Source organism: Nocardiopsis sp. NPDC006832 (assembly GCF_040635885.1).
Lineage (GTDB): Bacteria > Actinomycetota > Actinomycetes > Streptosporangiales > Streptosporangiaceae > Nocardiopsis.
In genome coordinates this window covers 57,319-69,243 of the sequence record NZ_JBEYLC010000011.1, presented here as the reverse complement: position 1 = coordinate 69,243, position 11,925 = coordinate 57,319, and the positions used below count along the sequence as shown (strand labels likewise).

10 protein-coding genes and 1 tRNA gene are annotated in these 11,925 nt (G+C 69.1%); 9 read left to right on the top strand and 2 right to left on the bottom strand.

Annotated features, from left to right (window positions below):
• Window positions 1–117: 117 nt before the first annotated feature.
• A complete protein-coding gene (locus tag ABZ717_RS08095) occupies window positions 118–690 on the top strand; it encodes a hypothetical protein (RefSeq protein WP_358507174.1) in 573 nt (190 codons plus the stop codon).
• A gap of 30 nt (window positions 691–720) precedes the next feature.
• Window positions 721–1,536 carry an alpha/beta hydrolase gene (locus ABZ717_RS08090; RefSeq protein ID WP_358507172.1) on the top strand — a complete coding sequence of 272 codons (816 nt, stop codon included), beginning with the start codon at window positions 721–723 and terminating at the stop codon, window positions 1,534–1,536.
• Window positions 1,537–1,613: 77 nt separating this feature from the next.
• On the opposite strand, the gene ABZ717_RS08085 is transcribed toward ABZ717_RS08090, so the two are convergent.
• The gene (locus tag ABZ717_RS08085) at window positions 1,614–2,021 is read right to left on the bottom strand and encodes an RNA-binding S4 domain-containing protein (RefSeq protein ID WP_358507171.1); all 408 of its coding nucleotides are present in this window, start codon (window positions 2,019–2,021) and stop codon (window positions 1,614–1,616) included.
• 98 nt (window positions 2,022–2,119) lie between these two features.
• Between ABZ717_RS08085 and ABZ717_RS08080 the strand changes: the two genes are divergently transcribed.
• Both ABZ717_RS08080 and ABZ717_RS08075 read left to right on the top strand, forming a co-directional pair.
• Window positions 2,120–2,194, top strand: a tRNA-Asp gene (locus ABZ717_RS08080).
• Window positions 2,195–2,273: 79 nt separating this feature from the next.
• The gene (locus tag ABZ717_RS08075) at window positions 2,274–2,999 is read left to right on the top strand and encodes an rRNA methyltransferase (protein ID WP_358507169.1); all 726 of its coding nucleotides are present in this window, start codon (window positions 2,274–2,276) and stop codon (window positions 2,997–2,999) included.
• A 25-nt stretch (window positions 3,000–3,024) separates the two neighbouring features.
• On the opposite strand, the gene ABZ717_RS08070 is transcribed toward ABZ717_RS08075, so the two are convergent.
• Entirely contained in the window at window positions 3,025–4,218 is a 1,194-nt protein-coding gene (locus ABZ717_RS08070; RefSeq protein ID WP_358507167.1) for an MFS transporter, read from the bottom strand.
• Window positions 4,219–4,391: 173 nt separating this feature from the next.
• Here ABZ717_RS08070 and ABZ717_RS08065 point away from each other — a divergent pair, with 173 nt between their 5' ends.
• From ABZ717_RS08065 to ABZ717_RS08045, 5 genes are all read left to right on the top strand, one after another.
• Complete coding sequence (locus tag ABZ717_RS08065; protein ID WP_358507165.1) at window positions 4,392–8,075, top strand: nitrate reductase subunit alpha; 3,684 nt, start codon at window positions 4,392–4,394, stop codon at window positions 8,073–8,075.
• A gap of 86 nt (window positions 8,076–8,161) precedes the next feature.
• Window positions 8,162–9,847 (top strand): nitrate reductase subunit beta, encoded by a 1,686-nt coding sequence (gene narH, locus ABZ717_RS08060; protein ID WP_358507271.1) that lies wholly within the window; start codon window positions 8,162–8,164, stop codon window positions 9,845–9,847.
• Window positions 9,848–9,857: 10 nt separating this feature from the next.
• On the top strand, window positions 9,858–10,583 hold the full coding sequence (gene narJ, locus ABZ717_RS08055; protein ID WP_358507163.1) for a nitrate reductase molybdenum cofactor assembly chaperone: 726 nt from the start codon (window positions 9,858–9,860) through the stop codon (window positions 10,581–10,583).
• A complete protein-coding gene (gene narI, locus ABZ717_RS08050; protein WP_358507161.1) occupies window positions 10,580–11,326 on the top strand; it encodes a respiratory nitrate reductase subunit gamma in 747 nt (248 codons plus the stop codon). The genes narJ and narI overlap by 4 nt, the downstream gene beginning before the upstream one ends.
• Before the next feature lie 197 nt (window positions 11,327–11,523).
• Window positions 11,524–11,811 carry a GNAT family N-acetyltransferase gene (locus ABZ717_RS08045; RefSeq protein ID WP_358507269.1) on the top strand — a complete coding sequence of 96 codons (288 nt, stop codon included), beginning with the start codon at window positions 11,524–11,526 and terminating at the stop codon, window positions 11,809–11,811.
• The last annotated feature ends 114 nt before the right edge of the window (window positions 11,812–11,925 follow it).

Sequence of the window (11,925 nt, the reverse complement as noted above, 5' to 3'; positions counted from 1 at the left end):
GCGCTCCTCTCCCGATGGTGGGATCCGGGGAGATGCTCGTCCGGGGTGGTTTGGTTCGCGGTCACCGGACACGAGATCGTGGACGGACCATTTCCGACGAGTCGAGGAGACCCCTCCGTGAGATCCAACGGCCAGGATCAGCCGAGCGAGACCGAGCGCCTGCGCGTTCGGGTCAACCGCTTGGAGATGCGTTTGCAGAGGCTGAACGGTGACGCCCCGTCGGATCGGACGACGGCCGCCGCGCTCCTCGGTGGCACCGTCGCCCTGTTCCTGTCTCCGGCCCTGCCCTGGATCCGTGAGGGAGGGGGGTTCCGCGTCTACAACGACGCAGGAGTGGGCGCGCTGGATCCGTCCGGCTACGCGACGGGCTGGGACGTGCTGTGGGGAGCGCTCGCCGAGGGGCACGGCCTCTTCTTCCTGAGTCTCGCCCTCCTCCTGCTCCAGATCGGGTTCGCGGTGGGATGTCACTTCGAGCAGAACGGCTTCCGGCTCGTGACGCTGATGGTGCTGTGCGGCCTGGTCCCGTTCCTGTCCTTCGTGGCCTGGTTCTGGGCGGGCGTTCCGGGGGAGGATGTGGCGCCGGCGTCCGGAGTGTTCGTCATGCTGGTGGCCAGTGCGGTACTCGGCTGGGCGGCCTACCGTTCCTGGCACGAGGACCACGTGGTCTCTCGGTCCCCACGCCGCTCGTGAGGCGTGCTTTGTCGGGTAGTGTCCGTTGGCGTGAACCACGCGACCGCCGCTGACGGAACCCGCATTCGGTACGACGTCCACGGATCGGGTGAGCCGCTGCTACTCATCCACGGACAGTCCCTCGACCACACCATGTGGGAGGGGGTGTACGCCGATCTGGCCGAGCGTCACCGGGTGATCCTGATGGACATGCGCGGCAGCGGCGGCAGCGACGTTCCCCTCGACCGCCCCTACAGCATGGAGCTGTTGGTCCACGACGCCTTGGCCGTCCTGGACGGGGAAGGGGTGGAGCGCGCCCACGTCTACGGCTTCTCCATGGGCGGCAAGGTCGCCCAGACACTCGCCGCGATCGCGCCCGACCGGGTCGGTGCGCTGGTCCTGGGCGCCACCGCGCCGGGTGGGAGCAACGAGGTCGAGCGCCCGCACCACGCGTCGATCGCCCTGCGCAAGGCCAACACCGAGGAGGGGCGTGGCCTCATCGCGCACCTGTTCTACTCACCCTCGTGGGCCGACGCGAACCCCGAGACGGTGTCCCGGATCGTGCCGCGCAACCCGCTGCGCGCCCAGCGCCGCCACTACGAGGCGAGCATGAGGCACGACGGCTGGGAGCTGTTGCCGCGCGTCCAAGCGCCCACACTGGTGATGCACGGTGAGGACGACGAGCTCACCCCCGTGGCCAACGCCGAACTGCTCGCCGAACGCGTCCCGAACGCCCGGCTGCTGGTCCTGCCCGGCGTCCGCCACGGCTACCTGCACGAGGCGGCGCCCAAGGCGACCGACGCCGTCCGCGACTTCCTCGCCGAACACCCGCTCCCCTGGCTCAACGGAGAGAACGGACCAGGGTGAGGGCGCGGGGCAGGGCGGCGTCGCGCCCGGACGCCAAGAGGGCGGGGGAGATACCGGACAAGGGGGCTCCTGAGGGCTCAGGCGGGCGGGGGGAAGTCGGACCGCAACCGATCCAGCATGCGACGGTCCTTCTTGGTGGGCCGACCGGCGCCGCGATCGCGCCGGATCACCGGCCCTCGGGCCTCCGGCGGTGGGGCCGGGGTGCGGTCCTCGTAGCAGCGGACCGCGACGGACGCCCCGACCCTCTTGACGATGACGTGCGTCACATCGACGATCCGGGTGACGCCGTTCAGTCGTACGCGCACCTGGTCGCCCGCCTTTACCGTCGTGGCCGGTTTGGCCGGTCGGTCGTTGACACGAACATGCCCGCCACGGCAGGCCTGCGCCGAATCGGAGCGGGTCTTGGTGAGGCGCACCGCCCACAGCCAACGGTCCACCCGCGTGGAGTCGGGGCCGGTGGGAAGCGGGGCGGACTGCTCGCTCACGCAAGGTCCTCTCGTCGGTCGCGGGTACTTTCGAACCACTTTAGGGCGACGGCGGTACGAAGTACTCCGAAGTCGCGCTAGAGTTGTGAACGCAACGAGGTCCTGTGGAGCAGTTAGGAGTGCTCGCCACCCTGTCAAGGTGGAGGCCGCGGGTTCAAATCCCGTCAGGACCGCATCATCGAAGGCCCGGTGTCCCTCAGACACCGGGCCTTCGGCGTTGTGGGGACGTTGTCGTCTGGACGGGGGACGTTTGTGAGTTACCGGTACGCCATCGAGCGTACGGACCACTCCGCGCTGGCGAGTGGACAGGTTCTGCGGTCGGCGCCGGGGTTCCCCGGCTTCCCCGTCCGATTGGCCAGCGAACTCCTCCAACGCGCCATGGTGCACCTCGGCCACGAGCGGGCCCGCCTGTGGGACCCCTGCTGTGGCAGCGGTTACCTGGTCACGGTCCTGGGCCTACTCCACCGCGACCTGCTGGTCCACGTACGAGCCTCGGACGTGGACCCCGACGCCGTCGCCATCGCCGCGCGCAATCTCGAACTCCTCACCGCCGAAGGGATGGCCGAACGCGAGCGCGAGCTACGCCGTTCGGCCCTCGACTTCGGCCGTGTCGCCTACGTGGAACGCGCCGAGGCCGCCCGCGACCTCGCCGCGGGACTGGCCGTCACCGGAGGCGACCTCCCGCACGAGTCGGCCGTGGCCGACGTGTTCACCCTCACCGAGCCGGTGGACGCCGACCTCGTGGTCACCGACGTCCCCTACGGCGAGATGACCCGGTGGGAGGGCGACATCCCGCAGGACCCGGTCCACGGGCTGCTCTCCTCGATGGGGCGGGTACTGCCGGAACGCTCCGTGGTCGTGCTGACCGCGCGCACGCGCCGGGTGCGGTTGCCCGAGGGCGTGCGCGCGCTGGAACGGGTCAAGGTCGGCAACCGTTCGGCGGTCCTGGTCCGTGCCCGCGACCTCACCGGGATCTGAACCCGCCCCGATGACGCGGGGCCCGTCAAGACACGTCGCGAAAGGCGCGTGTGGTGTACAGGGCGACCAGGAGCGCGACCACGGCCAGGAGGACGAAACCCAGCGTGTAGGCGCCGGTGGCCTGGAAGACCACGCCCATGAGCAATGGCGGGAAGTAACCTCCCAGCCCGCCGGCCGCGCCGACCAGGCCGGTGACCGTGCCCACCCGGGTGGGCTCCACCAGTTTGGCGACCAGGGCGAACACCGAACCGGTACCCAGCCCCAACGACACGGCGATCAGCACGAACGTGAACCCGGCCGGGAACTCCGCGGGCGGGTGCAGGGCCAGCGCCACGGCGAACACGCAGGTGCCGAAGAACGAGATCAGGCAGACCTTCACCGGGCCGATCCGGTCCGACAGAATGCCGCCGACGGGACGGGCGATCACCGCCGCCAACGCGAATCCGGCGGTGCGCATGCCCGCGTCGGTCTGCGCGTAGTCGTAGGCGGTGGTGAGCAGGGTCGGCAGGTAGGTGGAGAAGGCCACGAAACCACCGAAGACCAGTGCGTACAGGCCGGACGCCTGCCAGGTCGCCTTCAGTCTCAGGGCCTCGCGCATGCGCGGTAGCGCCGGCGCGGTCTGCGGTCGCCATTCCGGCGCGTCACGGACGAAGACCCACATCACGACGCCCATGGCCGCGAGAGCCACGCACATCAGCAGGTGGGTGGTGAACAGCCCCAGGGCCTCCACCAGGCGGGGCGTCAGGAAGGCGGACAGCGCCGTGCCACCCATGCCCGCCCCGAACACACCGGTGGCGAACCCGCGCCGGTTCGGCCGGTACCAGGCGTTGACGAACGGGATGCCGGCCGCGAACGAGGTTCCCGCGATACCGAGGAAGAATCCCCACACCAACAGCATGCCGTAGGAGTGGGAGGAGAGCCCGACGAGGAACGTCGGAACGATGCTCAGGAAACAGAGGATCGTGAACATCAGCCGACCGCCGTAGCGGTCGGTCAGGGTGCCGACCGGGATACGCCCGAGCGAACCCACCAGCACGGGGAAGGCGACCAGGATCGACGTCTGGGTCGGCGAGAGTCCCAGCTCCTCGCTGTAGGTCCGCGACAGCGGGCCGATCAGGTTCCAGGCCCAGAACGTCAGGGCGAACGCCGCCGTCGCCAGCGCGAGGTTGGTACCCGCTGTCCCGGAACGGGCGGTCGTCTCATCGGCTTCCGCGCGCATTGCGGCTCCTCCAAGTATCGGATTCTGCGATTGTCGCCCGAATCGGTGTGGGAAACGTGACTTCACTCCCGTGGCAGGCATATTTATTAACGGAATGTGGTCGATGCTGGAAGTGATTTTCCGGGATTTCCTCATCGCTGCGGTAACGGGCCGGCAAATGGAGTGTCTTCCTTATGGCGACGCAGGGCAAAAATGGCGGGGCGGGTGACGCGCTCCTGCGGATGGGGAACTATCTGACCCGTTCCGAGCCTCTCGACGGAAACCGTGCGCAGGTCAGGCATGGTGGACGTGAAGGCGATGTGTTCTACCGCGATCGTTGGAGCCACGACAAGGTGGTCCGTTCCACGCACGGTGTGAACTGCACCGGTTCTTGTTCTTGGGACGTGTACGTCAAAGACGGAATCATCACTTGGGAAACCCAGGCGACCGATTATCCCTCGGTGGGTCCGGACCGGCCCGAGTACGAACCCCGGGGTTGTCCGCGCGGCGCCGCGTTCTCCTGGTACACCTATTCGCCGACCCGGGTCCGCTATCCGTACGCGCGCGGTGTCCTGGTCGAGATGTTCCGCGAGGCGAAGCGACGCCTAGGCGATCCCGTGCTCGCGTGGGAGGAGATCACCACCGACCCGGAGAAACGCCGCCGCTACCAGCGGGCGCGTGGCAAGGGCGGATTGATCCGCGTCACCTGGGAAGAGGCCCTGGAGATCGCGGCCGCCGCCCACGTGCTCACCATCAAGAAGTACGGCCCGGACCGCATCGCCGGCTTCTCGCCCATCCCGGCGATGTCGATGGTCTCCCACGGTGTCGGCGCGCGCTTCGTGAACCTGCTGGGCGGCTCCATGCTGTCCTTCTATGACTGGTACGCCGACCTTCCCGTCGCCTCTCCCCAGGTGTTCGGCGACCAGACCGACGTGCCCGAGTCGGGGGACTGGTGGGACGCCGCCTACCTGATGCTGTGGGGTTCCAACGTCCCGGTCACCCGCACCCCGGACGCCCACTGGATGGCCGAGGCCCGCTACCGAGGGCAGAAGGTCGTCGTGGTCTCCCCGGACTACAACGACGCGGCGAAGTTCGCCGACGAGTGGTTGGCCCCGCACCCCGGCACCGACGGCGCCCTCGCCATGGCGATGGGCCACGTCATCCTGCGCGAACGCTTCGTTGAACGGACCACGCCGGGCTTCCTGGACTACGCGCGCGCCTACACGGACCTGCCCTTCCTGGTGGCCCTGGAACAACGCGACGGTCGTTGGGTACCCGGCAAGTTCCTCACCGCCGCTGACCTGCCGGGTGGCGACGCCACCGCGAACGCGGACTGGAAGCCGCTCCTGTGGCCCGAGGGCGAGGACGCCCCGGTGGTCCCCAACGGCACGATCGGTGACCGCTGGGGCGAGGACGGCGAGGGCAGGTGGAACCTGGACCTGGAGGGCCGGATCCCCGAACTCACCTTCTACGGCGAGGGCGAGGAGGTGGCCGAGGTGGCGCTGCCCCGGTTCGACACCCCGGATGGTTCGGCCGAGGTCGACATCCGGGGCGTTCCGATCCGTCGGGTCGCCGGACGCCTGGTCACCACCGTGTTCGACCTGGTCCTGGCCCAGTACGGGGTGTCTCGCCCGGGGCTGCCCGGCACCTGGCCCACCGGCTACGACGATCCCGACGCCGCCTACACCCCGGCCTGGCAGGAGACACTGACCTCGGTGCCCGCGGAACGCGCGGTGCGCATCGCACGCGAGTTCGCCGACACCGCCGAGGCCAGCGGTGGCCGCGCCATGATCGTGCTGGGCGCCGGCACCAACCAGTGGTTCCACGGTGAGAACTCCTACCGCGCCTTCCTGGCGTTGTTGCTGTTCACCGGCTGCCAGGGGGTCAACGGCGGTGGTTGGGCGCACTACGTGGGTCAGGAGAAGTGCCGCACCGCCACCGGCTGGGCGACGTACGCGTCCGGGAACGACTGGGCGCGCCCGCCGAGGTTCATGGCCGGAACCTCCTACTGGTACTCGCACACCGACCAGTGGCGTTACGACACCTACCGGGCCGACGCGCTCATGTCGCCGCTAGGCCCGGGCAGGGTGCGCGGACAGCACACCGCGGACCTCGTGGCGGCTTCGGCCCGAATGGGGTGGATGCCGTCCTTCCCGACGTTCGACCGCAACCCGATCCAGCTCGGCAAGGAGGCCGTCGAACTCGGCAGGGACCCCGCGGAGTACGTCGTCGACCAGCTCGTCGACGGCACCCTCCGGTTCGCCGTCGAAGACCCGGACGACCCGGCGAACTGGCCGCGCACCCTCACCCTGTGGCGCTCCAACCTGTTCGGTTCGTCGGCCAAGGGCGACGAGTACTTCCTCAAGCACCTGCTCGGCACCCACTCCAACCTTCAGGCGGAACCGGCCGGTCCCGAACACCGGCCCGCGGACGTCACCTGGCGGGAGGAGATCCCCGAGGGCAAGCTGGACCTGCTGCTCACCTTGGACTTCCGGATGACCAGCTCCACCCTGTTGTCGGACCTCGTGTTGCCGGCCGCCACCTGGTACGAGAAGCACGACCTGTCCACCACGGACATGCACCCCTACGTGCACGCCTTCAACCCGGCGATCGACCCACCGTGGGAGACGCGCACCGACTTCGACACCTTCCACGCCCTGGCGAAGGTCTTCAGCGCGATGGCCGCCGACCACCTCGGTGAGGTCACCGACCTGGTGGCCGTGCCCCACCAGCACGACACCCCGGGCGAGCTGGCCCAGGCGCACGGGGTGCCCAGGGACTGGAAGGTCACGGGGGAGCGCCCGGTCCCGGGGAGCACGATGCCGGGGATCGTGCCGGTCCGCCGCAACTACTCGGCGATCGCGCAGAAGCTCGCCTCGCTCGGACCACTCGCCGAGGGCAAGGGGCTCCCGGTCAAGGGGGTGTTCTTCACCCCCGACAAGGAGGTGGAGTGGCTGCGCGAACGCAACGGCGTCGTGCGCGGCGGTGTCGCCGACGGGCGGCCCTCCCTGGACACCGACGTCAAGGTCTGCGAGATGATCCTGGCGCTGTCGGGCACCAGCAACGGTCGTCTGGCCGCCCAGGGCTTCGAGCGTCTGGCGGCGCGCACCGGCACCGACATGGACGAGTTGATCGACCACGCCGCCGGTCGCCGGGTCGTCTTCGACGACGCCAAGCGCGGGCCCACGTCGGTGGGCACCAGCCCGGAGTGGTCGGGCAAGGAGTCGTCGGACCGCCGCTACTCGCCCTTCACCATCAACCTCGAACACGACAAGCCCTGGCACACCTTCACCGGGCGCCAGCACTTCTACCTCGACCACGACTGGATGCACGAGTTCGGCGAGGCCCTGCCGGTCTACCGGCCGCCGCTCGACGTCGGCCGTCTCTTCGGGGAACCACGGATCGGCCCGACCGGGCGGTTGGGGGTGGTGGTGCGTTACCTGACGCCGCACTCCAAGTGGTCGATCCACTCCGAGTACCAGGACAACCTGCTCATGCAGACCCTGTCCCGGGGTGGTCCCACCATCTGGATGAGCGTGGCCGACGCCAAGGCCATCGAGGCCGTCGACAACGACTGGGTCGAGGCGATCAACCGCAACGGTGTGGTGGCCGCACGTCTGGTGGTCTCGCACCGGATGCCGACCGGGACGGTGTACATGTACCACGCCCAGGAACGCACCATCGACGTGCCCAAGACGGAGACCACCGGTAGGCGCGGTGGCATCCACAACTCGCTCACCCGACTGCTCGTGAAGCCGACACACCTCATCGGCGGGTACGCGCAGTTCACCTACGCCTTCAACTACCTCGGCCCGACGGGCAACCAGCGCGACGAGGTCACGGTCGTGCGGAAACGGACGACGGAGGTGCGTTACTGATGGCGGACACCCGACCACCCCGACCGGCGGGGGTCTCTGCCCGGGCGGAGACGGGACACGAGGGGAAGCGGCCGATCGGCCGGGTCATGGCGCAGGTCGCCATGGTGATGAACCTCGACAAGTGCATCGGCTGTCACACCTGCTCGGTCACCTGCAAGCAGGCGTGGACCAACCGGAGCGGGGTCGAGTACGCGTGGTTCAACAACGTCGAGACCCGACCCGGGCAGGGATACCCGCGCACCTACCAGGACCAGGAACGGTGGAAGGGCGGCTGGGAACGGAGGCCCAACGGCAAACTGGTCCCGCGCTCCGGTGGGCGCATCAAGCGCCTGGCGACGATCTTCGCCAACCCGCTGATGCCGTCGATCCAGGACTACTACGAGCCCTGGACCTACGACTACGAAACCCTGATCAACGCGCCCCTGGGCGACGACTTCCCGGTGGCGTCCCCGCGTTCGGCGCTCACCGGCAGACCGATGAAGGTGGAGTGGAGCGCCAACTGGGACGACGACCTGGGCGGTGGTCCCGAACTCGCCGCGCAGGACCCGATCGTGCGCAGACTCGGCGACAAGGTGAAGCTGTCCTTCGAGGACACCTTCATGTTCTACCTGCCGCGCATCTGCGAGCACTGCCTCAACCCGACGTGCGTGGCCACCTGCCCGAGCGGCGCCCTGTACAAGCGGGCCGAGGACGGCATCGTCCTCGTCGACCAGGACCGCTGCCGGGGCTGGCGCATGTGCGTGACCGGCTGCCCGTACAAGAAGATCTACTTCAACCACAAGACGGGCAAGGCCGAGAAGTGCACCTTCTGCTACCCGCGCGTGGAGGTGGGTATGCCCACCATCTGCTCCGAGACCTGTGTGGGCCGGCTGCGCTACCTGGGGGTCGTCCTCTACGACGCCGACCGGGTCGGTGAGGCCGCCGCGGTCGAGGACGAGAAGGACCTCTACGAGGCACAACTGGGGGTCTTCCTCGACCCGAACGACCCGGCCGTGCGCTCCGCGGCCCGCCGCGACGGCATCCCGGACCGCTGGATGGACTCCGCGGCCCGCTCGCCCATCTACGCGCTGGCCAAGCGGTTCCGGGTGGCGCTGCCGCTGCATCCGGAGTACCGCACGATGCCGATGGTCTGGTACATCCCGCCGTTGTCGCCGGTGGTGGACACCCTCACCCGGACCGGGCACGACGCGGAGGAGCACGGCAACCTGTTCGGCGCCATCGACGCGTTGCGCATCCCCGTCGAGTACCTCGCCGAACTGTTCACCGCCGGAGACACCGCTCCGGTCGACCTGGTCCTGCGCAGGCTCGCCGCCATGCGTTCCTACATGCGCAGGATCAACCTCGGTCAGGAACGCGACGAGTCCATCGCCACCGCGGTCGGGATGACCGGCACCGAGATCGAGGACATGTACCGGCTACTGGCCCTGGCCAAGTACGACGAGCGCTACGTCATCCCCACCGCCTACGGGGTGAATGAGGCCGACCGCGGCGTCATCGACGAGGTCGGTTGCAGTCTGGACTTCGACGGTGGCCCCGGCATGGGCGGGATGGGCGAGGTGCCCTTCGGCGAGGCGTCGGGACGTCCGAACGAGGCGACGGTGGAGACCTTCCACGCGCTCCAGGACCGGCAGACCGGCGAACACCACTCCGTCACCGACGGACGCGTGAACCTGCTGAACTGGGACGGCAACGGCCGCCCCGACGGACTCTTTCCACCCCAGAAGGACGACGGTACCGACAACGGGCGGGGCGGGAACCCCGGTCCCGTGTAAGGGGTCGATCATGAGCACCACCACCGACGGTACGAACAACGACGACGGGGCGCGGGCCGGCTGGCTGGGCGCGGGACGTGAGGCGCGCCGGACCCACAGGCGGGCGGTGACCCACCAGTCCGCCTCGGTCCTGCTCGGCTACCCGGACCAGGAATTCTTCGAACGACTCCCACTGGTGGCGCGCGCCGTCGCCGAACTGCCCAAGGGCCCCGCCCGGACCGAACTGCTGGAGTTCTGCGAACACGCCTCCAGCACGCCGGAACTCGACCTGTGCGCGCACTACGTGGACGTGTTCGACCTGCGCCGCCGCAGGGCCCTGCACATGACCTACTACACCGACGGGGACACCCGACGCCGCGGCCACGCCCTGGCGGAGATCAAACGGGCTTACGCGGAGTGCGGCTGGCGGGTGCACGCCCGTGAGCTGCCCGACCACCTCGCCGTGATGCTGGAGTTCACGGCCAGGGGCGACTCCGACGTGGGACAGGAACTGTTGGTGAACCACCGGGCCGGTCTCGACCTGTTGTTCGAGGCGTTGCGCGAACACGGAACGCCCTACGTACGTGTGGTGGAGGCGATCCGGCACACGCTCCCGGCGCCCCGCCGGGCCGACGCCGAACGGGCCCGCCGGTTGGCCGCGGAGGGACCGCCCGCGGAGGACGTGGGCATGGAGCCCTACGGTGCGCGGCCACGGGTCCCGCTTCCGTTGACGGACGTGAGCGGGAGGAAGCGGTGAACGATTCCGTGGACCTGTTGCTGTGGGGCGTGCTGCCCTACGTGGTGCTGGTGCTCGTCGTGGGTGGACTGATCTGGCGCTACCGCTACGACCGGTTCGGCTGGACCACGCGCTCCTCGGAACTGTACGAGTCCCGGTTGCTGCGGATCGGCAGCCCGTTGTTCCACTTCGGGCTGCTGGTGGTGATCGTCGGGCACGTGGTCGGGCTGGTGATCCCGGAGTCCTGGACCCGGGCGATCGGCATCTCCGACGGGCTCTACCACGTGAGCGCGCTGTCGCTCGGGGCGATCGCCGGGTTCTGCACGCTCTCCGGGATCGCCCTGTTGATCTGGCGCAGGCGCACCAGCGGGCCGGTGTTCAGCGCGACCACCCGCAACGACAAGCTCATGTACGTGGTGCTGGTGTCGGCGATCGTGACCGGTCTGGGGATGACCCTGTACTTCGCGGGCGTGGAGCTCTCGGGCGGGCACACCGGTGACTACCGACAAACGGTGTCGCCGTGGTTCCGGTCGATCTGGATCCTGCGGCCGAACGTGGACGCCATGGCCGCCGCCGACGCTCCCTACAAGTTGCACGCGCTCGTGGGGCTGGGGCTCTTCGCGCTGTTGCCCTTCACCCGCCTGGTGCACGCCTTCAGCGCACCCGTGGGCTACCTGTTCCGTCCCTACGTCGTCTACCGCACGCGGGACCCGCACCCGGCCGCCGCCGGTCAGGCCGAGCGGGCCACCCGACGCGGTTGGTGATCGGGCAGGGTCGCCACGGGCGCGCACCGACGCTCCGGCCCGCCCCGGTGGGGGCACCGAGGCGGGCCCGGGAGGTCACCGACCCGTTCGGTGACCCGATGTGTGGGCGTGTGGTGGGTATGGGAACGTGTTCTCCTGTGGGACCCATCACGCGCACGACAGGTGCGCGACGAACGCGCGAACTTGGGGTAGTGGCAATGGAACTGACCGTCGTCGACGTGCCGGAGCGCTCGCGGTACGAGGTGAGCGCGGACGGCGAGGTGGTCGGGTTCTCCGCCTACCACCTGATCGCCGAAGGGGTGCTGGCCCTGCCGCACGTGGAGGTGGAGTCCGCGTTCGAGGGGCGGGGCGTGGCCAGCACGCTGATGAGGGAGTCCTTGGACCACATCCGTGGGCGCCACCTGAAGGTCGTGCCGATCTGCCCGTTCGCTCAGACCTTCTTCGAGCGCAACCCGGACTACGCGGACCTGGTGCACGAGGGCTGAACCCGGGGTTCCCGACGTCGGTAACGGAACGGTCACCATCGTGCGTCATTGCGCGTGGTGCGGTGTTCTGTCCCACTGTGCGGGCATGGGGTTTCGGTTGTCCGTTCTTTGGAG